This is a genomic window from Bacillus cereus (assembly GCF_007678085.1).
Classification (GTDB): domain Bacteria; phylum Bacillota; class Bacilli; order Bacillales; family Bacillaceae_G; genus Bacillus_A; species Bacillus_A cereus_BE.
The window spans coordinates 69,741-93,721 of sequence record NZ_VEDW01000007.1 but is presented as its reverse complement, the minus strand read 5'-3'; the positions used below and the strand labels follow the sequence as shown (position 1 = coordinate 93,721).

Here is a 23,981-nt window from a genome sequence, read left to right as displayed (position 1 = left end):
ATTCAAAAATAGGCAAAAAAATAACTTCCAGCCTCATTTTGTCCATAAAAAAAACAAAGGGATTTTCCCTTTGCTTTTTCACTTCTATTCGATTAAGATACTTCTTCTTTCTTATCTTTTCCGTATTCATGCTCCCAGAAATCAGCATTTTTAATTCCTAATGGCCCTGGATCAAATACTGGATCTTTTCCTTCTTTTTTCTGCTTTTCATAATCCTTTAATGCGACTAATGCAGGTTTTTGTAATAGTAAAATCGCAATGATATTTACCCATGCCATAATTCCTACACCAATATCACCTAAAGCCCAAGCTGTTGCTGCTGTTTTTATACAGCCGTAGAATACAGCTCCTAAAAATACAAATTTTAGTACCATAGACAGCCAAGGACGGTCTTTATCACGATTTAAGTACGCGATATTCGTTTCTGCAATGTAGTAATACGCCATAATTGTTGTAAATGCAAAGAATAATAACGAGATTGCAACGAAACCATTTCCAAATCCAGGGAAAACAGATTCTACCGCTGCCTGTGTATATCCTGGTCCTGGCTGAGCGCCATTTAATTTATTTACGATAAAGTTTTTTCCGCTTGCATCAAATACGTTATACATGCCTGTAATAATCATCATAAATGCTGTTGCTGAACAAACAAATAATGTATCAATGTAAACGGAAAATGCTTGCACTAAACCTTGCTTAGCTGGATGTGATACTTCCGCAGCAGCTGCTGCATGTGGTCCAGTTCCTTGCCCTGCTTCATTGGAATAAATACCACGTTTTACTCCCCAAGAAATTGCTAAACCGATAATACCACCGAAAGCCGCTTCTAAAGCAAAAGCACTTCTTATAATTAACATAAATGCTTCTGGCAATTTTTCAATATTCATAGCAACAATAACACAAGCTACTAAAATATAACCAACTGCCATAAACGGTACGACAACTTGTGCAACGTTAACGATTCGCTTTACTCCACCGAAGATGATAAGAGCTAATACAACAACTAATAAAGCCCCTGATACGGTAGTGTTAATTCCAAAAGCTGTTTCTAAACTTACGGCAATACTATTTGCTTGCACACCTGGTAGTAAAAGCCCCGTTGCAAGAATTGTCGCTGCAACGAATACTAATGCATACCATTTCACACCTAAACCTTTTTCAATGTAATAAGCAGGTCCACCGCGAAACTGTCCTTGATGTTTCGTCTTATATATTTGCGCGAGTGTTGATTCTACATAAGCTGATCCTGCTCCTAAAAAAGCCACTGCCCACATCCAAAATACAGCTCCTGGTCCACCGAATGCAACCGCTGTTGCTACCCCAGCTATATTCCCTGTCCCAACGCGCCCTGATAATGAAAGTGCTAACGCTTGGAATGAAGAAACACCAGCCTCTGATTTTTCACCTTGAAATGTCAGCTTCACCATTTCTCCTACATGCCTTACTTGTAAAAACCTCGTTCGAATAGAAAAATATAAACCTACTCCTAAACATAAATAAACAAGTGCTGGACTCCAAACAATATTATTTAACCAATTTACGAAAGCTTCCAACATTCCCCCTCCTTCTTTATAAAGAATATTCAGAATATATATAAAATTATAAGTGTATACCGAATCTAGGACAATATTATTTTAATAAAGTAAACATATTTTTGTATAAAAAAACAAAGTATATATTTATTTTATATACTTTGTTTTGAACAAAATGTATTATATATTCACAATTGCTTCTCTTTTTATAATTCTTTCGTACAGCTCTTCTGATAATTTCCGGAAGTTATCTGGCATATCTTTCCCTTTAAACTTCTTTTGAAGCGTGCCATATAAACCTATATCACGTAAACGTAAAAATAGCGGTAACGATTCATACCAACTATCCGCCAGTCTGTGCTCATACTCATATCCTTTTCGTAACACTTGCAATTGTTTACGAGCAAAATCTGTCTTCTCTTCCGTTGTCCACGGTGTAAATAGAACAGAGTAATAGAGAACCATTGCTAAATCGTGTATAAAGTAATTATAAGTCGCATCATCAAAATCAAAGATTGTTAGCTCATTTCCATCATAATGAAAATTACCTGGATGAATATCACCGTGCATAAGACCGAACGTTTCTCTTTCAATTGGAAGAGCCTTTATCTCATCCATTAATACCGTAGCAATCTTTTTCACTTGATTATCCTCTAATTCATTAACAATCCCGCTCTCGTCTTCTTCCCACGTATCACGATAGGCTGTTTTAGGATAGTTCATTGTTAGACGATGCAGTTGGCCAATTGCTTTTCCCCATGCTTCAAAGTAAGCATCTCCCCAATAAGGCGATCCTTCTCCTTTTACTTGCTCACCTTTTGCATATGTAAATAAGGAAGCGAAAAAGAAAGTTTTATCCTCTGCTCCAATTTCTTCTACAAGATTTTGAGACGTTGAATAAAGAGGTCCTGCTACCTTTGCTCCGTTCTCCGCAACATATCGTAAAAAATCTAGTTCAGCTTCGACTTCTTTTTTTGAACGATGAGAAGAGTGGGTTAAACGTAATACGTAATCTTCGCCACGATCGCCCTTTGCTTTAAAAATATAATTTTCAAAATCTCCAAGTGGCTTCTCTTCCACTGTTACACGAAATGTCTTTGCTGCTCTTGCTAAAATTTCTTTTGTAAAAACTCGTTCTACTGCTATTTCCATATGTATCCCTCCTATATATCTTCTTAATTCGACACAAATGTGAGAAGTACTGCTATGAAATTGAATAATGCGTGGGCAATCATAGCTGATAAAATAGAATTTGTTTTCTCATATAACCACGCAAATACTACTCCACTTAAAAAATTCACTGGTAATGTGTTATATGTTGGAATATGAACAACAGTAAATATTATAGAACTTATAAGCACTCCACCCCATATACCATATTTATCACGGAAAAATGTATAAAAAACACCTCGATATAAAATCTCTTCATAAATTGGTGATATAACTGCTGCTCCAATTACCGCGATACAGAAAGAATATATTGATTTATCATTTTGGACCGTCTCCGTTTTACTATTTTCAAAAGAAATACCCATTTTCTCCATTATCATTAATACAGCAATACTAACTACAATTAAGGTAATCAATGCTATAACTGTCCATAAAAAACCTTTCCATGAAAGCTTTCGAATTCCAATATCTTTCCAAGACAGTTGATATCTTTTTATACAAAAAAGATAAACTACAGTAGTAAATATCACCGCCATTATAAATCCCATTAATACTCCAGCATATAATGAGTTCCCTATTATTTTTAAAGCATATTCATAAAAAAGAGATTCAACTGTTATTGGGACAATAAGAAATACGAAAACTAATAAATATAAAATTTCTTTCCATCCCCACATATGCCTCAAAGTCATCTATATCATCCCCTATATCCTATTTTCTACAGTATAAAAGATGACGTAACGTAACTTTCAAGCTTATTTTTCTCAAATAATTCCAGCATAATTTTCTCTCAAAACAAAAAAGGGTTGATTCACTAAATCAACCCTTACACTATTAAAAATTCTATTTCTCAATTCTTCATCAATGGATTCTCGTATATAACATTTATTTTTATTTCTCTTCACCTTTTGTCTGCATTGAATTGAAAGTCCAATTTAATTTTAATGAATCTCCTTGAAATATATTTTGCTCTTCATCATTATCTACAAATGTGAACATTACATAGAAAGTATCATCATCACCAGGAGCAAGTCCATTTCCTTCTCGGTCTACAACACCTTTTTGTACAAGATCAGGAATACTTCCGTTTTGCGTAGCTACCTTTAATTCAGATAATGTAGTAGACCAAATTGGAACCTCATTTTTATCCAAATTCCACAAGAAATCAACACGGATATGATCACCAAAATCAGCATTTCCATTATCTCCTTTAGCATCAATTACACTGTAATCTGTCAGAAGTTTCACATCTCCTATTGCTAAAGTTCCTTTGTTTACTAATTGAAAACCACGCTCCATTTCATCACCTGGTTTAATATTGTCGACATTAATAACAACTTCAGGATTCACACTCAAATCTAAAGTACCCGCTGCAAAAGTGTTTTGTGATACTTCCTTATCACTAAAATACGCATATGTTCCCCCGCCAATTAAAGATACGCCAAGTGCTGCAGTTACAACACCCATACCAAGTTTTTTCTTAATACTCATTTCACAAGTCCCCCTATTTTTAAAGTTCAAACTACAAACCTTATTTCCATCCCACAAACAATAATAATTAAACAACTACCTTGCCCCATATCGAAAGCGAACTTAGTTTAAACTAATTACCTCATGTACCCAAACGACTATTACTTTTAAAATGACCGGTAATATTACCGTGAATCATTACCGGTCATTTGTTAGCTAATCTCATTTCATTTACTATTCATTGTCTGATTGCATTATTTACTCTAGAAGTTTGTCCACTTATTTTTTGGGTTCTAAGCCAATAGAGCGTAAGATTTTATCTAATGTCACTGGCCCTACATTTTCTTTCGGTTTCTGATTTCCTTTAGCATCTGGCCCCTTTTTCAAGAAGTTTTTCTCAATAAAACGAATATCTGTTTCATCTACAACACCATCTTGATTTATATCTCCATCTTTTACAGATACTTTTCCTTTTCCATACGATAAAGCCGCTATTCTAGCATCTTGAATATCTACCATTTTATCGCCGTTTACATCACCTGCAAGGTTATCATCCATGTCAGCTCTAAAGTTTTGTCCCACTAATTCACCGTCTTGCATCTTCCCTATTTTTGTTGTTAATTTACTATTTAAATGACCTGGCATTTCTACGAAAATATCATATTCTTTATCGCTTACTGGAACACTATGAATCTCAAATTGCCCATTTTCATTAATCGTTCCTGTATATTTCTTTCCATCCTTGCCAACTGCGTACACCTTTGCTCCTAGTTTTGTATAGTCTTTCTTACCTAAATACCCCTCTTCATTCAAGAAAGCTTCCAGACCAATATATCCTGTAACCGTTGAATGTTTTGAAACAATAGCAAAAGGTTTATCTTTAAACACAGGAATCTCATTGCCTTCTGTTGCACCAACTTTTGTATAAGAGAACTTATCTACTCCAAATGCAGTTAAATCATTAAAGTATTCATCACTCGTCATCTCGAATGTAACATCTAAAAATGGTGTATCTCCATCTAATCCTTTAAATTCTTTTCCTTCCAATGACGCGCCAACTTTCACCTTGTTTTCCCAAGCTCCTTCTTCACTTATCTTTGGATCTTCTAATTTAAGGTTCAGTCCATGTTGTTTTACATATTCCGTAAGTGTTGGATTTGGTTTCACGTCTGTAAATTTAAATAACTGCTTGTAATAAGGAATTTCAAATGTACCTGACATAAGCTGTTTTACATTATTAAGATTCAAAGTTAACGTAATTTTCTCTCCTAATTTGATTTTATCTTTGTCATAACTTGGAACAGCGTATTCTGTACCTTCTTTTACAAAGACATAATCTTTATATCCAGTTGCCATATTCCCTGCAGTTGCGAGGTCATATCCAAATAATTTTAAATTTAACGGCTCATTTATTTCCTCTGGAAGTACTCCAAATTTAAAATCACCATTTGCTTGAATTGTATTCAACCAACCTGATGGGAAGGCTGAGTTTTGATAATATACAATTTGATTAGCTTTTTGGTCATACTGCAAGCCTTTTGCCTTTAATGCATCTACTGTAGAATCATAAATATTACCATGCACCCATAATGCACGTTGGCCGTCTTCTTCTTTAAACATGGAATCATTGACTTCGTGTATACCAGGTTGTACATCCTTAAATTTCATTTCAGGTATTACATTATCAATGATTATGCTATCGCCTTTTGTATACGATTTCCCTTCTTTATCATATCCAACGAAGTTCAATTCGTAATCTCCATCAGGCAACATAACAGGTTTATCCCCAATTGGATGAGCTGGATCTCCTGTGAATGGAAGTACATACCCTCCCATACCAGAAAACATCATATACTCAACATTTGGTGTTAGACTACTTGCATTAAGTGTACCAACGACTCCTAATGCCTTCCCTGTCTTTCGGTCCTTCACAACTGCATCAATGGTTTCAAGAGGACTATTTAATTTAAATGTCAAAGGCGAACTAGGTCTTTCCATAAATGGATGGAATTTAGATGCATCTGTTGCCATTGCATCTCTCAGTAAATCCACAGACGCAATCCCTTTTTCTGTGAATTTAACTGCAAATGGTACTTGATATACTTCTTTTTCATTGTTTTTATTTGAAATATGAATATATCCCTCATATCTACCGAATTCAGCGTTTTCTGGAATGATAATTTCAGGGCTAATTTCCCCTGATGTACCAGGAGCTACTTTAATAGAATCTTGTACGTTTAGCTTCACACCATTCTTCGCTGCATCTTGCACACCTACACTCGTAGGTGAAAACTCTACTTCTAATTTAAACTCTTTCCCATCTGTTTTACTGCTGTTCTTAATTAACACTTTTCGGTTATCTTTAATAGGCCCAGTTTCAATTTGATTTTTATACCCAAATGCAATAGAACCTGTTTTTTCTTCAATTTCTATTTCTTCATCATCTACAACGTTTGATGTTTTATCGATAACCTCAATAGATGTGTCTGCATGAACTGCACGATATGCATCAATTCTTCCTGATCCCACCTCAAATACAGAATGCTCTTCTTTTAAATCAACTGCGGTATTCATAAGTGCCTCTTTTACTTCAAATGGACTATAGTTTGGATGTTCCTGTAAAATCAGTGCCGCAACCCCTGCAGTATGAGGAGTTGCCATAGATGTACCTGACATACGTCCATACGCTACTGGATAATTTTCTCCATCCTTTGGATCATTAATATATTCAGGAACAGTTGAGAAGATAGACACACCTGGTGCTACAATATCTGGCTTAATATCATCTGTTTTAGCTGCGGGACCACGGGAGCTGAAATCAGCTAAGTGATCTCCCTCTGTTTTTATATTACTAAGTTCTCCAAACGCTAACGACACATCTCCTTGTACAGCTTTTGCTTGTAATTTCTCACCATCTACTTTTGTTAAGCGGAACGATGGAATAGATGATGTACTTTCTCCAAGATAACTTGTAATTTCCCCAGCTACATTGTTATATACAATTACTGCCTTTGCGCCTGCTTCCTTAGCATTTTTAATTTTTTCATCAAATGTAATCTCACCGCGTTGGACAAGAGCTAACTTCCCTTTTATATCTTTCCCTGTAAAATCAGCTGATTTCCCAAGCCCTGCATATACAACTGATAAGGATTTTCCTTTCAAATCTTCAATCTTATCAGTAAAGCTTTTTCCAAGTAGCATCATCTTATCTACATGTACATCACCTGCATCGGCGGAAAACGTTGGAATAGTCATTGCAGCGTCACTGGCTCCCACTGTAATGGGAAGTGCTGCTGCACTAGGTGATCCAATGGTACCTTCTCCCGGACCACTATTACCAGCTGCTACTACTGTAACAACACCAGCTAACATCGCATTATTCACTGCGATAGAAGTAGGATATAAAGGATCATTAATAGACGCTCCTAGTGATAAATTGATAACATCCATATCGTCTTTCACTGCTTTATCAATCGCAGCAAGAATACCACTTGTTTGACCACTTCCATATGGCCCCAATACACGATATGAATATAAATCTACATCTGGAGCAACGCCCTTAACCGCATAATCTACATTATTCTTTTTGTCTGCAGAAATTGTTCCAGCTACATGAGTACCATGGGATGTATAATATGCACTTCCCTCATAAATCTCAGGATACCCTCCAGAATTTTGCCAATCCTTATACGTTGTTTCCATCGGATCAGCATCATTATTAACAAAGTCCCATCCCTTTATAGAATTTGGATCAATTTTGCTTGGATCTTCACCTTGTTTTGCACGATATCCTTTATATGCATCTTTTAAATCTGGGTGGTTGTAATCAATACCTGTGTCCAGTACACCTACCTTAATTCCTTTACCTGTTATTTTTTCATCATGTAGCTTGTCCACACCAATTTGCGGTACACTATCTGCCATTTTTGGCTCGATCCCTACCTTAGCTGTTTCTTTCGGTAAATCAATTTTGACCTCACGATCTTCCCATACACGCTTAACCATACCGGTACGAACTAAATCTTCAATCATATTCGCGGGTAAAGAAATCGCTACACCATTAAAAGCATTCTTATATTCTCTTGTTATTTTTGCAGCTTTTAAATGTGTCCCTTTCTCTTTATTCTTTTGAAGCTGTTCAAGTTCTGCTTTAAATCCTTTATGTGATGCTTCTACCTTTTGTTCTGCATTTGAAAGAGCTACCTTTTTCCCTTTAGCCGCTTGTTTTAATACTTCAATTTTGCTAGGTGCTTGCTTAAATTCTATAATCACATTCACATTATTAGGACTTGTTGTATTGATACCTGGCGAAATAACAAAACCTGGTTTTGTATCTAACGTTTTCAAGGCATTACGTTGTTCCTTTGTAAGGCCTTTCAAGATAGCATTTGCATCATCAATTCCAGTTAAAGTAGATGTATTTACCTCTTCCGCTAATACGTTATATGGAATCCCTTGAGACAATAACATTCCAGCTGTTAACGTTCCAATAAGTATCTTTCCAAATTTCCCTCGTTTCATATTGCATCTCCCCATTTTTAATATTATTTTTTGAAACAAATTGACTCTTAAATTCCCATTCAGCATTGGAAACTCTAGTAATCTTAATATTTTGTATCACGAAAGATTTCCAACACCACTACCATCCCCATACCTCATATAGCTAATCACTCACTCTACTCTTTCTATAAGAGCCCCCCATCATTTATTTTCAACAAAATATTTTTACAAAATGAATTATTAACAAGGTTAAAATGTAATTCTATTTTTATTATTCCACATTTAGATTATTCTGAAAATTAAACAAAAGGAGTATCTTTTCTCTAAGGATTCTATGTCTGCATAGTACAAAAGAACTACCTTGCTCTTTATTCTTTGTAATATAGAATAAAGAAACACGATAGTTCTTTTAAAGATCTCTTATTTAATCCAACGGAACCAATTGATTTCGAACAGCATAAATCACTGCTTGCGATCGACTTTTCACATTTAGTTTTTTAAAAATTTTATTGATGTGAATTTTAACTGTTTTATCACTAATATATAGAACTTCAGCAATTTCTTTATTACTAAGTCCTTTTACTAATTCAAAGAGAATTTCCTTTTCACGTTCCGTCAGTTCATTTTCATTTGATTCTACTTTCATTTTTTGCTGATGATATGTAATTAATTTTTTAGTCATACGCGGATGAATAACTGAATCGCCTCGATATAACATCCGAATTGCTGCTACTACCTGCTCCGATGATGAATCTTTCAATAAATACCCATCAGCACCAGCTTGGAGTGCATCCATTAAATACTCATCATGCTCATACATTGTAAACACAAGTACTCGGCAATTCGGATAATTTTTTTTCACCAACTCTGTAGCTTCAATACCATTTTTCCCTGGAAGATTAATATCCATCAAAATACAATCTGGTCTGCATTCTTCTACTTTTTCCAATACTCCGTCCCCAGAGCTAGCTTCTCCAACCACTTTCATATCAGATTCATCCTCTAGTATGCTCCGAATTGCGTCTCGTAAAAAAGCATGATCATCTGCGACTAATATTTTAATCATTTTACGCACCCCTTGTTTGTGAATCTGGAATTAACAGTGTAATTTCTGTCCCTTTCCCTACAGAACTATCAATCTGTAAAGTAGCCCCTAATTGTTCAGCTTGTTCATTCATATGTAATATACCATAATGTGGCTCATTCTTCGTTTTAACCATAGACTCAAATAATGAAAAACCAACTCCATTATCCTTAACTCTTAAAAGTATGTGCTCACTTTGATAGCTGAGTAAAACATCAGCCTTTTCTGCTTTTGCATGTTTTACAATGTTTTGCAAACTCTCTTGTAATGTATCAAAAATAACCCTTTCTTTTGAAAAACTAAGCGCACGTACATGACCTCTTTCATGATATGTAATATCTAGTTCGTATTCTTGTTTTAAAGATTTTATTTTACTCGCTATCGCCTGCTTAAGTCCTAATTGTTGTGTCGGATATGGTTTTAAAGCATAAATAGAATAGCGAACTTCCCCTAAGCTTCTTCTTAAATCTTTTATACTTTTCTCTACTACTTGCTGCATATCTATTGGGTTATCACGGTATTTTTTCTGTGCGGATTCTAGTTGGAATATCACCCCGGCTAATGTTTGCGCAATACCATCGTGAATTTCACGGGCAATTCTATTTCTTTCTTCTAAGATCATTCTTTTTTCCTGTTCAGAAATTAATATCCTTGTTTTAACTACGTTAGCTAATTGGTTAGAAAATGTAGCTAACGACTGTACATCTTCCGGAAAGAAACCCGCATTTCTACTTTTCCCTGCAACAAACATTCCGACTAGTTCATCATTTACTATAAGAGGAAAATATACAAGTGAGCGTATGACACTATCAAATATTTCATCTCCAGGAGCCGTACCAATTTCCCAATCATTAAATACAAGATTTTTAGAAAGTTCCTCAAACACCTTTGTTTTTTCTGAATCATCAGAAATATGAGGGCGTACTTTTCCATCTTTTAATAGAATATTCCAGTTCCCATCATCTTTTGTCCATATTACATATGCTTGTATACCAAAAAAACCTTTAAGTGCTTGTTTAATATGCTTCAAGTTTCCTCCAGTTAATCCTCGACTAATTTCGGTCGTAATAAGAAATAACTCATATAATCGTTCCTTCTCCATCCTTATCCGTACAGAAAAAGAACTAATAATTGAAGCTGCTACAAGTGGAAAAAAGAAAAACAGTACTGTAAGCTCGTTTACTTCCACACTATATGTACTAATTAATACATGCATCAGTGCTGCATAAGAGAAACCAAAAGTTTCGCAAAGAAATACAGTTACAGTTTTTTTATACCACTGATAGATTGAATATGGTTGTGGAAGGAGTATCATTAACAAATCGTAAAAGCGGTTGTTGAAAAAACAAAAAAACACGCAAAATAATAACAAAGATATTAAATTTTCATATAGAACTGACATATCTATCTTGTTAATTAATAAGGACATACATTTATTTGAAAACCATTGGGCCAAGATTAAACTAAGCGCATGCTGAGTACTATTAAATAACATTCTTTGTATCGGCGAACGACGATGCAGATGAATAATTAGTGTTACGAGTACAATAGCAATAATAGTTATATGGATTCCAAACTGCCAACTCATAGCGTAAATTATCGGAAAGGTAAGCGAGCTAGTTCCTCTCCAAAATCGTACAGGAAAATACTCTGCAATCCCCATAAATATTAATAATAATATTAATATCGTTGGATAAGAAGGGATTTTAATTTCAAGTAAAGATATAGTTATAGTAATCAAACCAAGAAAAGAAATGAAATAAAGATAAGAACTAGCAATCTTTTCTCTCATAAAGATAGAATTTACATCCTTCAAAACAACCCCTTCTTTCTTTATAAAACTTCATTTTCTCTATTATCCAATAAAAAACCGGCACTGGCAAAATGGAAGAACCTCCACTAGCCAATCACCGGCTGTGTACTGTACCTAAAAAGGCAAGACACAATACTAGTATTATAAATCGCTTTTCTTAAATTTCCTATTCATCGAATGATGTAATTATACATACCGCTAGGTTTACCACCCTATAGTACAAAAGATATATATTAATATCTCAAATATATCCTTTCTTTCTGTTCCCCTACTTTTTCTAAATAATCCAAGCATAAATTTCTCACAAACAACAAAAATTAACAGAAGTAACTTTATTCTAAAAGGGGTGGAAATTATGACAGAGCAAAAAGAACAACAAGAGAGTAAAAACCAAAAGCATATGTTTCCATCACTTCCGGAAAATATGAATTACATTGAAAATAAGCTCTGCCACTCAGATGATATAAAAAAATTAGATGTCCCTTTTCAAAACGGAAAAGGAACGATCATATATATTGAATCTTTAGCAGATCCAAATCTAATTCATCAATTAGCTCTTGAACCATTATTAACGCGGTCGGATTTGTCTTTAGATAAAGCTTTTTCTACGTTAAATATGAAAAAAGAAACGAATTTAAATTATGGGGTACAACTCTTATTACAAGGTAAATCCTTATATTTTCATGAACATGTCGATAGTTTTTGTATTTTCGAAACAGCTTTATCTTTAAAGAGAGATATAGCGGAGCCTGATAATGAAGGGATTGTGCGCGGTCCACATACTGGTTTTGTAGAGGATCTAGCAACTAATTTAAGCTCTATTCGTAAACTCATTAAGAGTCCAAATTTAGTTGTTAAGTATTTTACAATCGGTGAAGAAATGCACACGAAAGTGGCAATTGCTTATATGCAAAATATAGCGAATGACGATTTAGTTACAGAAGTGAAAAGAAGATTAGAAAAGATTAAAACGGATGCACTTATGTCACCAGGATACATACAAGAATTTATAGAGGATACGTCTTTCTCGCCATTTCCGCAGCAATTAAATACAGAGCGTCCAGATAGAACTGTTGCTAATTTAATGGAAGGACGTGTTGCCATTTTATCTGACGGAGATCCAACAACGCTCATCGTACCTGTTACGTTATTCGCTTTTTATCAATCACCAGATGATTATAATAACCGTTGGATTGTCGGTTCTTTCGTCCGAATGATTCGCTTAGTAAGTTTTTTAATTGCCTTTCTCTTGCCAGCTTTATATATTGCAACTGTCGCATTTCATCCCGATGTGTTGCCGCTCGAACTTGTGTATACGATTAAAGCTTCGTTAGAGAAAGTACCGCTTCCTCCTATTTTTGAAGCTCTCTTAATGGAGTTAATTTTCGAGTTATTACGAGAAGCTGGTATTCGCTTGCCGAGCCGTGTTGGACAAACAATCGGTATCGTAGGCGGTTTAGTAATTGGGGATGCAATTGTAAAAGCTGGGCTCGTTTCTTATACGATGATCATCGTAGTAGCTTTAACTGCAATCTCATCTTTTCTCGTTCCATCAAATGATATGAGTTCAGCAGTTCGGATTCTTCGTTTTCCATTAATGCTCCTTGCTGCTATATTCGGATATGTAGGAATATCATTCGGTCTCATTATAACTTTCGTTCACTTATGTCAGCTTCATTCATTTCATACACCATATCTTTCTCCTGTTGCCCCGATGCGGATTAAAGATATGAAAGATTCATTTGTAAGACTACCAATTTGGTCATTTTGGGAACGACCACATGATCCAAAACCGAAAAAAATGCAACGCCAACATGTAACGAGAGAGGATGAGGACGGTGACAAACACGCAAAGTAAAATTTCACTTGTTCAATTTACCTTTTTCGTTATTCAATGCCAAATTGGAGTCGGTATACTATCTCTACCTAACCGGCTTCATCCGATAGCAAAAGGTGGTGGCTGGATTTCTGCACTCATCGCTGGATTGGCAATTCAACTTATCATTTTACTTATGTGGCTTTTCTTAAAACGATTTCCTGATGCAGATATGTATGAGAGTGTTTGTATGCTATTTGGTAATAAGTTTGGAAAACTATTAGGTTTTGCTTATGTTTTTTATTTTATCCTTATCGGTATGACGGTCATGTTAAATGTTTGTAATGTCATTAAAGTTTGGATATTACAAGCAACTCCGTGGTATGCCATTCTCATGCTATTTACAATAGCTTGTTGTTATGTAGCTTATAATACGTTTAAAGTCATCGTACGATTTTATGTCATGACCTCTATTCTCATTTTACCTATGGCGCTTTTAATTGCCCTAGGGCTTTCCCGAGCTGATTTTTCTTATATTTTTCCCATTACAGAGGCTGGATGGTGGAATATTATTCAAGCATCGAAAGAAACAATTACAGCTATGTATGGTTTTGAAATCTTTCTCATCGCATTTCCTAAAGTAAATGGGAGTTCTGTGGCAAAACTGAAGGCAATTTCTATCGCTAATGGATTTGTGACTCTCTTTTATGCTTTTACTGTTTGGATTTGCTTTATCGTATTTAGTCCAAAACAAATTGAACTTATCCCAGAACCAGTTGCTTACTTATTACGTTCCTTACATATCGGGATTATAGATCGAACTGATTTACTATTCATACCAATTTGGATGATAACTGTTGTAGCTTCTATTGCGAGTTATTATTACGCTGCTTCAATCGGAATTAGACATATATTCAATCTTGCTAATCATAAAAAAGCTGTTCCAATCGTTGGTATTATTGCTTTTAGTGTAGCCTTATTTATAGATACACCTGAAGAATTAAAAGTAATTGCAACTTTCACTGATAAGTTCACCTATACTTTCATCGTTGTCCTCCCTCTTTTATTTCTACTTTATTCAGTAATAAGAAAGAAGAAAGGAGAACAATATGTTCCAAAAAAGAGTTAAATTACTTTTTATATTATGTACTAGTTCCCTCCTTTCTGGCTGTTGGGATCAAGAACCATTAAGAGAAGCGAGATTAGCTTATAGTATTGGATCAGATATTACAGAAGAGAATAAACTCCAGCAAACAATCGAGCTCGTAAAAAGTTCAAACGGAGAACAATCTTCATTCGAGAATGAAATACATTCAGCAACCGGGCATAACATAAGGGATACAAGCGATGCCCTAAAAAAAAATGTGACTGGAAATATTCGCTATTTTAAGTATGGTGTTCAATTACTAGGAACCAAAATTCTAAAAAAAGGTATACTACCCTATTTAGATGTCAGTTTTCGGGACCCAACAAATCCAACTGCTTTAGTAAAGCTTATTGCAGTTGATGGCGAAACGTCCGAGGTACTCGAAAAAAAGAAAGTAGGAAATTTATTAATTGGAGATTTTTTAAAGAAAAAAGTGAAAAGCTTAGAAGATATGAGTGTATTTCCAAAAGAAACTTTAGAAACAGCTGCTACAAAAATGTTAGATCCCGGTAAAGACTTTACCCTCCCTTCTATAAAAATAAAAGGAAAAGAAGTAGTTACAAACGGGTTAGCTTTATTTAACAATGATAAATTAACTGGGCATTTACCTTTGAAACAATCTGTTTTATTCGTGTTATTAACCGGAAAAATGGGAACAAGTGCCCGTATAACCCAAAAACTTACTAGCGATGAATCAGAGAAGACATCTGATTATTTAACAATGGAAATTAGCAATCGGAAATTAAAACGAGACTTAAAAATAACGACAGATAAAAAAGGAAATGTTTATGCTCACATTAAGCTACAACTAAAAGTAATAGCACTTGAAGCTCCGAGAGATAATCTTTACAAAATGGATGAAAGAAAAAAACTAAATAAAGAACTGTCTAAACAGCTTACGAAAGAAGCTAAAAAAATAACGAAAAATTTACAAAAGGCAAATTGTGATGCTTTCGGAATTGGTAGACACCTTATCGCATATCATCCTGACTTATGGAAGAAAAAAAATTGGAATAAAGATTATGCAAAAGTAAAATTCAAATCAGAAGTAGACGTAAATATTTTATATAGCGGTGTCTTAAAATAAAAAGGTTGTATGCCGCGTGGGCATACAACCTTTTATTTCGTATATCGATAGACAATTGATTCATATGGTCTTAAGTTGAGATTTGTAATATCCTTGCTTGAGTCTTTATAGTTTGACAATAATACTTCTTGCTTCATTTCATCTAATTGAACATGAGATGGTACAGAATACGTTATTCCTTCTCCGTAGAAGTTATTTATAACGAGTAGTACTTCATTCTCTGTAGTACGAGTATATGCCCAAACCTTAGCATGATTTTCATCTAAAATAGCATATTCTCCTTCTGTAATAACATCATATGTTTTTCTTAGCTGGATTAGTTTTTTATAATGATAAAATACAGAATCTTTATCTTCTAATGCCTTCTCTACATTTATTTCTGTAAAGTTTTCAGCCACTGAAATCCAAGGTGTGCTTGTTGTAAAACCACCGTTCACCTCTTCATTCCACTGCATCGGAGTACGGGAGTTGTCACGAGATTTTTGTTTTAAAATCCCGATAATCTCTTCTTTTGATAGTCCTTCTTCTCGCTTGATATCGTATATATTTAACGATTCCACATCGCGATATTGCTCGATGGATTCGAATTTAGGATTTGTCATACCGATTTCTTCGCCTTGATAAATGTAAGGTGTGCCCTGCAACATATGCATAGCTGTCGCTAACATTTTCGCAGATTCATTTCGGTACGTTCTATCATCACCGAAGCGTGACACAATACGAGGCTGGTCATGATTACACCAAAATAACGCATTCCATCCCCCGCCCTTTTGCATTTCAATTTGCCAATTAGACATAATCTCTTTTAATTTAATGAAATCAAAATCCGCTTTCGTCCACTTATCTCCATTCGGATAATCTACTTTTAAATGATGAAAACTAAACGTCATACTTAATTCATTGCGCTCAGGGTTTGAATATTTAATACAATTATCAATTGTTGTAGATGACATCTCTCCAACTGTAATTACATCTTTCCCTTCAAAAACATTCCGGTTCATCTCTTGTAAATATTCATGAACGCGCGGGCCATCTGTATAATATTTACGACCATCGCTCGTCGCCGTGCTTCCGTCATCGTTTAAAAACTGTTGATCTTTTGAAATTAAATTAATAACATCTAATCGGAATCCAGTTACCCCTTTATCTAGCCAAAAACGCATCATATCATATACTTCTTCACGCAGTTTTTCATTTTCCCAATTTAAATCAGCTTGCGTCTCATCAAATAGATGTAAAAAATATTGCTCTGTCTTCTCATCATATTTCCAAGCAGACCCACCAAACTTGGATTGCCAATTATTTTTTTCATCACGCCAAATATAGTAATTACGATATGGACTATTTTTATCTTCCTTCGCTTCTTTAAACCACTTATGCTCCGTCGAACTATGATTTACAACGATATCCAGCATAATTTCAATGTTACGTGCCTTTGCTTCTTCTAAAAGCTCTTCAAACTCTTCCATCGTTCCGTAAGATGGATCAATACTGTAGTAATCACTTACATCATATCCATTATCATTTTGTGGCGATTGGTATATCGGTGTTAACCAAATATAATCTACTCCGAGTTCTTTTAAATAATCTAGTTTTTCTGTAACCCCTTTTATATCACCGGTTTCTTTATTGTAATAGCTATTAAAGCTCTTCGGATAAATTTGATAAACTACACTTTTATGCCAATCCTTCATGTTTAACTTCCTCCTACTTCTGTTTTACTCGTTTTGCAAATAACCACGTTAACGTAAACGGGATTACAACTGCGATAACCATTCCTACAATAAACATTGGAATCGATTTCGGAATGATAGAAATAAATGCTGGTAATCCGCCAATTCCGATAGCAGGTGCTAATACACCATTTAACGTAATAAATATCGCTGCCACAGCCGATCCTATAATTGCTGCATAGAATGGGAATTTATTTCGTAAGTTCACACCAAACATAGCTGGCTCTGTAATACCGAAATATGCTGAAATCGCTGATGTCGATGCCATGCTTTTATCATTTTGATTTTTAGAAATCCAGAACATTGCAAGTGCTGCACTACCTTGCGCAATGTTAGAAAGAGCAATCATTGGCCAAATGAATGTACCACCGTGCTGTGCAATTAATTGTAAGTCGATAGCAATAAACATATGATGCATACCTGTAATTACAAGCGGTGCATATAATGCTCCAAACAATACTGCTCCAACTACTGGCACAGTTTCATATACACCTACTAATCCAGCTGTTAATAAATCTCCAATATGACGTGTAATTGGACCAATAATTCCTAATGCTAACACACCTGTTACGACAATCGTTGTAATTGGTACAACTAATAATTGAATTGCATTTGGTACATGTTTCTTTAAGAAGATTTCCACTTTACTTAATACAAATGCTGCTACTAAAACCGGTAAGATTTGACCTTGATACCCTACCTTTTCAATTTGAAATAATCCTAAAATATCGAAGTACTCAATCTTTTGTCCATCTAAACCAGTCGCTGCTTTTCCATAATCCCACGCGTTTAACAAGGCTGGATGCACAAGCATTAATCCCATAACAATCCCTAATATCGGACTACCACCAAAACGCTTCGTTGCTGACCAACCGACAAGTGCTGGTAAGAATACGAATGCTGTATTTGCCATCATATTAATTAAATCCCAAAGCCCACTTAAGTTTGGATAGACATCTAATAAATTTTTACCTTCAAAAAATAAGTCCTTTGCCCCTAATAGATTGTTAATTCCCATTAGTAAACCAGCTGTTACGATTGCTGGTAATATCGGCATAAATACATCTGAAAATACTTTTACAAACTTTTGAGCTGGATTTAATTTGTGGTTTCCAGAGTCTTTCACGTCAGCTACTGTCGCTTCCTTCATACCTGCAAGCGTTATCAATTCTGCATACACTCGATCAACATCTCCTGGACCGATTACAATTTGAAATACCCCAGCGTTATGAAACGCTCCTTTCACTAATGAAACAGATTGTAATTTATCGTTATCTATTTTACTTTCATCTTTTAAAGCGATACGGAGTCTCGTTACACAGTGTGCAGCTTGTTCAATATTGTCTTTTCCACCAATATACTGCAACACTTCCTCTGCTGTTTTACGATAGTCTTTCCCCATATTCCCGTCCCTCTTTTCTTTTTTTGATACCGTTTACAATTACATATTAACTCGTATATATAAGTTAGTCAACACTCGTATATACGAGTTTGTGATTTTTTTATAAAAAAAAGAGATGAAACGTTATTACGTTCCATCTCCTTATTTTCTCCGCGCCACATCGGAAAAATGAAAAATATCTAAACGGTGGCGTGATTCTGTATATTCGAACTGACTTCCATCATAAAAATGCGTAAAATTTTTCACAACGACAACATAGTCTGTTCCATTTAGATCTAAATACTTTCTATCGTCCTCTGTACATGGCTGCACTTCAATTACCCTCTGTGAGTAACTAATATGAAGACCTAGTTCTTTCTCAATGTATTTATAAATGGACTCCGCTGCAATTTCACTGGTTAATCCAGGAATATATTCCGATACAAAATGATTAATATCCAAAATTACTTTTTCTCCATCAATATTTCGTACACGTTTAATATAATCTATTTCTGTTTTCTCTTTCACATTTAATAGCTTTGCAACCTCTTTTGTCGCTTTTACTTTCTCCATTTCCACGACTTCTGTAATACAATGGCGTCCTAAACGTTCATTTTCTTCTTGGAAGCTTACAATACCACCAAAGTTAAATTCAATGTTTTTTCGCTTTAAAACGAAGACACCTTTTCCATGTATTTTTTGAACATATCCACGCTCTTGTAATAAATCTACAGCTTTTCTTACCGTACCGCGGCTCGCCTCATACTGCTTCATTAATTCAGTTTCTGATGGGATTTTGCATCCCTCTTTTAATTGTTTATTATCAATAGACTTGCTGATTGCTGTATAAATTTGTTCATACTTACTCATCATCTACAATAGCCCCTTGTCACCTTCTAATTCTATATGTATTATACCATGCTACACTCTTCTGCCAATCTCTCACTTATTTTCCAGTATAGGAAAAATACAGGTAAATATTTAATCTCTAAAACGTATTTTTATAAAAATTTTTATATTTTTCTTTCCATTCAAAAAAACATGTAGTATACTAACTTCAAAATCAGAGGAGAAAGGGAGCAAAGAACTATGCTTACTTATACAACAATTGTAGTTACATTTGCACAAAAACATCATCATCATACGTAACCCTTGAAACCTAGCGGAAAAATTACGCGTAGGTACAAGGGTTATTCCCGTTGTACCTACGCTTTGGCGAAGAGCCATGTAGGTATTTTTTATCTACATGGCTCTTTTTTTATTGCCAAAAAGCTAGTAAAAAATGATGTTTAAGCAAAACTTACTACAAAGGAGTTAACAAAAATGGAAACGAAAAAATGGGGATTATGGATTTTAACAGCTTTTGTGATCGGAAATATGGTTGGCGGTGGCGTATTTATGCTCCCAGCAAATTTAGCACAAGTATCAGGTCCAATGGGTTCTACACTTGCTTGGAGTATTACAGGTCTTGGCGTATTTATGATTGCACTCGTATTTGGAAATTTAGCAATTCGAAAACCAGAATTAAAAGCAGGACCACAAAGTTACGCTCAAGCAATGTTCCCTTCAAAAAAAGCGGGAAAAGTTGCAGGATACAGTATGGCATGGGGATATTGGGCTGCGAACTGGGCTGCAACAGCATCTGTTATTATTTCCTTCGCTGGATATTTATCAACATTCTTTCCAGTTTTACAAAGTAAGCAAATTCTCTTTTCAACGAACGGATTTTCACTAGAACTCGGAAAAGGATTAACTTTCCTCGTATGTAGCCTTATGTTATGGGGAATTCAATATATTCTTTCTCAAAATATTGACCGAGCTGGAAATATGAATCTTCTTGCTACCATTGCAAAGATTATCGGATTTACAATGTTTATTGTAATCACATTATTCATTTTCAATGCCTCTAATTTCGGAGACGGTCAAACATTTATGAATGAAGCGGGACAATCCATTTCGTTAGGTGGACAAATCAATTCAGCTGCTATCGCAACACTTTGGGCATTTATCGGTATTGAATCTGCTGTAATGCTTTCTAACCGTGCAAAATCTCAACGTGATGTAAAAAAAGCTACCATTTTCGGATTAATTATCGCTCTTCTTATTTACATGTCAATTACTCTACTTACAATGGGAGCTCTCTCACAAGATGCTTTAAAAGAATCTCAAAAACCATTAGTAGACGCGTTAAATTTAGCAATTGGCAATAAAGGTGCCTATATCATGGCTTTACTTGCACTTGTATCTTTATTTGGATCTACAGTTGGCTGGATCGTTGTTAGTTCAGAAGTACCTTACCAGGCAGCAAAGAATGGACTTTTCCCTAAATTCTTCGCGAAAACAAATAAAAAAGGTAGTCCCTCAAAATCATTATTTATTACAAATGTGATGACGCAAATTTTCTTGTTCTCAACGATTTCTGGTACCGTGTCAGAAGCTTATAATTTCGCTATCGTTGTAGCAACATTAGCTTATTTAATTCCATACCTTGTTTCTACGCTGTACCAATTCAAATTGGTTATTACAGGAGAAACGTATGATATAATGCCTGGCTCTCGAATAAAGGACGGCATCATTACTACATTAGCATTTGTATACTCTATTTGGGTTATCAAAACCGGAACCGCTGATTTAAAAACGTTCTTCTTAGGAATCGGATTATTCGTATTAGGTCTTATTCTTTATCCAGTACTAATGAAAAACTCAAAAAAAATAAATTAAAAAAGAGAAGCTACCAGCTTCTCTTTTTTATTCAAAATCTGTAATTAACTTTTCTTTTAACTCTCCTACAGATAAAGGTTTCGCATAATAAAATCCTTGTACATAATCACAACCCATAGATTGTAATAAACTTTCTTGCTCTACTGTTTCTACCCCTTCAGCAACTACTGCTAAATTTAAACTATGGGCAATTTCAATAACAGATTTTACAATCGTTCGCTCTGGCTGTGCATGATCATAATGAAATTCACGAATAAAGTTACGATCAATTTTTACTATATCCAGTGGTAGTTGTTTTAAATAATATAAGGAAGAATAGCCCGTTCCGAAGTCATCTAAAGCAATTAAAATACCCATATTTCTTAATTCTTGTAATGTAGCAATAATATAATCAAAATGACGAACAGCAATGCTTTCCGTTATTTCTAAAATTAAACGATTCGGTGGAAAGCCCGTTCTCCTTAAAATGCTACGTACAGATAAAATAAAGCGCTTTTGCATTAATTGTTGTATAGATAAATTCACAGATAATTTTAGTCCGTCTTGATACTCTGGCAATGTTTTAAACAAACGACATGACTTTTCTAATACCCAGTCCCCTAATTTTATAATAAGTCCAGATTCTTCAGCTACTGGAATAAATTCGCCTGGCGAAATCGGTCCCTCTTCTGTCGAACAACGTGCTAAAGCCTCAATACCAGTATATCTCTTCGTTTTCAAATCAATAATAGGCTGCAGCGCCACATCTAACTCTTCATCACGAATTGCCTTTTGCAAAGCAAATTCAATTTTCATTCTACGATTTATTTTCGCACGTAACTCATCTGTAAAGAAACACGCCGCATTTCTACCTTGTTCTTTCGCACTGTACATAGCTAAATCCGAATTTTTCAATAGCGTTTCCACATCTTGTCCGTCTTGCGGATATGAGCAAAGTCCTAGACTAGCTGAAATGTATACTTCATGCCCTTCAAGCATGAATGGTACCTGAAAACACGACAACACAGATGTCGCTAACTGCCTCATTTCATCTTGCGTATGATTTTTTGTTAACAGCACAAATTCGTCGCCACCCAGCCTAGCCAGAACATCTTTCTCTCCTAGCACATAATGCAACCGTGAAGCAACTTCGCTTAAAAGTAAATCCCCTATCATATGACCTAACGTGTCATTTACAAATTTAAAACGATCCAAATCAAAATAAATCATACCAAATTCTTTTTTGCCTGCAATCATCTCGTTGACAGTCGTTATTAACTGTAGTCGGTTTGGCAAACTCGTTAAAGCATCATGATACGCAAGTTCCCTATAACGACTCTCGCTTAACCGCAGCCTCTGTTCCGCTTCTTTCCTACTACTAATATCATTTCGGATCGCAATAAATTGATATGGCTCTCCTTTTTCATTTAAAAATGGAACAATTGTTGTTTTAACCCAATAACATGTCCCATCTTTTGCTCGATTTCGAATCTCACCTCTCCATACTTTTCCGCTCAAAATACGCTTCCAAAGAACTTGAAAAAATGTTTTCGGGTGATGTCCTGAATTTAAAATACGATGATCTTTCCCTATTAACTCTTCTCGTGGATATTTAGATATTTCACAAAACTTATCATTTACATATGTAATAAGACCATTTCGGTCTGTAATCGCAACAATTGAAGACTCATCTAATGCTAACTTTAAATCTCGCAATGAAGAGTCATATAATGCATGACCTCTTTGTTCTAGCATGCGCATCTCTCCTTGCTTCCTATCTGACTAAAACACAACTTGTTTCTTTTCATAGAAATAGAGACATTTCATTTCTTAATAATCGTCCTTTACATAAATCACATTTTGAAATATGCCGATTAAAATAACATAATATTATTTGTAATAAAAAGCAATATAATACCGTTTCAATTATAAATAGTTGTTTCTTATCGCTATAATTAGCTTACCTTATTATAGCTTCTTCATTCTCTTACATACCTTTATAACTAGCTCTATACAACTATTCACGAATAAGAATATAAAAATTTAAATTAGTATATATGTTTTAAAATTACAATAACAAAATATCAACATATTTTCACCTTTATTTTGGAAATATTTTATAAATAAATACTTTATTAAACTAAAAAAAGAGGAAAGCCTCTTTTTTTAGTTTAATACGGATATGTTATTTGCTGATAACCCGGATATGGAGTTGGGTATGGCACTGGATAAGTTACTGGGTACGGTGCTGGATAGTAGCCTCCACCTGCTGCACCCGTTAATGCGCCAGCTGTAAGCCCACCTAACACACCTCCAGCAAAACTTCCAGGGAAAAATCCACCGCCCCATGATCCGCCACCCCAGCCCCATCCGCCTCCGTGATGGTGGTGATTATAATGATTGTGTCCACCATGATGATTATGCCCGCCATTATGATGGTGCCCGCCATTATGATGGTGTCCTCCATGATTATGACGATAATACAATCCATTATTGTCTATATAATTCATGTTTCCCCTCTCCTTTTCCCTTTTCTCATCTTAATAGG

Annotated in this window: 16 protein-coding genes; 4 read left to right on the top strand and 12 right to left on the bottom strand. The window is 35.0% G+C overall.

What is annotated here, in order from left to right:
- Nucleotides 1–92: 92 nt before the first annotated feature.
- The 7 genes from FS742_RS24740 to FS742_RS24710 form a co-directional block, all read right to left on the bottom strand.
- Nucleotides 93–1,553: an alanine/glycine:cation symporter family protein gene (locus FS742_RS24740; RefSeq protein ID WP_000387178.1), complete on the bottom strand. Its 1,461-nt coding sequence runs from the start codon at nucleotides 1,551–1,553 to the stop codon at nucleotides 93–95.
- A gap of 159 nt (nucleotides 1,554–1,712) precedes the next feature.
- Nucleotides 1,713–2,684 (bottom strand): phosphotransferase enzyme family protein, encoded by a 972-nt coding sequence (locus FS742_RS24735; protein ID WP_144615775.1) that lies wholly within the window; start codon nucleotides 2,682–2,684, stop codon nucleotides 1,713–1,715.
- Between the two features lie 23 nt (nucleotides 2,685–2,707).
- A complete protein-coding gene (locus FS742_RS24730) occupies nucleotides 2,708–3,394 on the bottom strand; it encodes a CPBP family intramembrane glutamic endopeptidase (RefSeq protein WP_144615774.1) in 687 nt (228 codons plus the stop codon).
- A gap of 199 nt (nucleotides 3,395–3,593) precedes the next feature.
- Nucleotides 3,594–4,193: a TasA family protein gene (locus tag FS742_RS24725; protein ID WP_144615772.1), complete on the bottom strand. Its 600-nt coding sequence runs from the start codon at nucleotides 4,191–4,193 to the stop codon at nucleotides 3,594–3,596.
- Nucleotides 4,194–4,451: 258 nt separating this feature from the next.
- Entirely contained in the window at nucleotides 4,452–8,693 is a 4,242-nt protein-coding gene (locus FS742_RS24720) for a S8 family serine peptidase (protein WP_144615770.1), read from the bottom strand.
- Between the two features lie 403 nt (nucleotides 8,694–9,096).
- A complete protein-coding gene (locus FS742_RS24715) occupies nucleotides 9,097–9,738 on the bottom strand; it encodes a response regulator (RefSeq protein WP_000590658.1) in 642 nt (213 codons plus the stop codon).
- 1 nt (nucleotide 9,739) lies between these two features.
- Complete coding sequence (locus FS742_RS24710; RefSeq protein WP_144615768.1) at nucleotides 9,740–11,572, bottom strand: GAF domain-containing sensor histidine kinase; 1,833 nt, start codon at nucleotides 11,570–11,572, stop codon at nucleotides 9,740–9,742.
- Between the two features lie 352 nt (nucleotides 11,573–11,924).
- Between FS742_RS24710 and gerKA the strand changes: the two genes are divergently transcribed.
- Genes gerKA through gerKC form a run of 3 tightly spaced genes read left to right on the top strand, consistent with a single transcriptional unit; the run spans nucleotide 11,925 to nucleotide 15,619 of the window.
- Nucleotides 11,925–13,427, top strand: coding sequence for a spore germination protein GerKA (gerKA, locus tag FS742_RS24705; RefSeq protein WP_144615766.1), 1,503 nt, complete (start codon nucleotides 11,925–11,927; stop codon nucleotides 13,425–13,427).
- A complete protein-coding gene (locus FS742_RS24700) occupies nucleotides 13,408–14,514 on the top strand; it encodes a GerAB/ArcD/ProY family transporter (protein ID WP_087955431.1) in 1,107 nt (368 codons plus the stop codon). The genes gerKA and FS742_RS24700 overlap by 20 nt, the downstream gene beginning before the upstream one ends.
- On the top strand, nucleotides 14,495–15,619 hold the full coding sequence (gene gerKC, locus FS742_RS24695; RefSeq protein WP_087955432.1) for a spore germination protein GerKC: 1,125 nt from the start codon (nucleotides 14,495–14,497) through the stop codon (nucleotides 15,617–15,619). The genes FS742_RS24700 and gerKC overlap by 20 nt, the downstream gene beginning before the upstream one ends.
- Before the next feature lie 32 nt (nucleotides 15,620–15,651).
- Here the strand turns inward: gerKC and treC are convergent, their stop codons facing one another.
- From treC to treR, 3 genes are all read right to left on the bottom strand, one after another.
- Nucleotides 15,652–17,313 carry an alpha,alpha-phosphotrehalase gene (gene treC, locus FS742_RS24690; protein ID WP_144615764.1) on the bottom strand — a complete coding sequence of 554 codons (1,662 nt, stop codon included), beginning with the start codon at nucleotides 17,311–17,313 and terminating at the stop codon, nucleotides 15,652–15,654.
- A gap of 13 nt (nucleotides 17,314–17,326) precedes the next feature.
- A complete protein-coding gene (gene treP, locus FS742_RS24685; protein WP_144615762.1) occupies nucleotides 17,327–18,754 on the bottom strand; it encodes a PTS system trehalose-specific EIIBC component in 1,428 nt (475 codons plus the stop codon).
- Between the two features lie 141 nt (nucleotides 18,755–18,895).
- Nucleotides 18,896–19,606 (bottom strand): trehalose operon repressor, encoded by a 711-nt coding sequence (treR, locus tag FS742_RS24680; protein WP_144615760.1) that lies wholly within the window; start codon nucleotides 19,604–19,606, stop codon nucleotides 18,896–18,898.
- Nucleotides 19,607–20,056: 450 nt separating this feature from the next.
- Between treR and FS742_RS24675 the strand changes: the two genes are divergently transcribed.
- A complete protein-coding gene (locus FS742_RS24675; protein WP_144615759.1) occupies nucleotides 20,057–21,454 on the top strand; it encodes an amino acid permease in 1,398 nt (465 codons plus the stop codon).
- Between the two features lie 27 nt (nucleotides 21,455–21,481).
- Here FS742_RS24675 and FS742_RS24670 read toward each other — a convergent pair whose 3' ends face one another.
- Both FS742_RS24670 and FS742_RS24665 read right to left on the bottom strand, forming a co-directional pair.
- Nucleotides 21,482–23,188: a putative bifunctional diguanylate cyclase/phosphodiesterase gene (locus tag FS742_RS24670; RefSeq protein WP_144615757.1), complete on the bottom strand. Its 1,707-nt coding sequence runs from the start codon at nucleotides 23,186–23,188 to the stop codon at nucleotides 21,482–21,484.
- A 416-nt stretch (nucleotides 23,189–23,604) separates the two neighbouring features.
- A complete protein-coding gene (locus tag FS742_RS24665) occupies nucleotides 23,605–23,943 on the bottom strand; it encodes a cobalt transporter (RefSeq protein WP_144615756.1) in 339 nt (112 codons plus the stop codon).
- Nucleotides 23,944–23,981 lie beyond the last annotated feature (38 nt).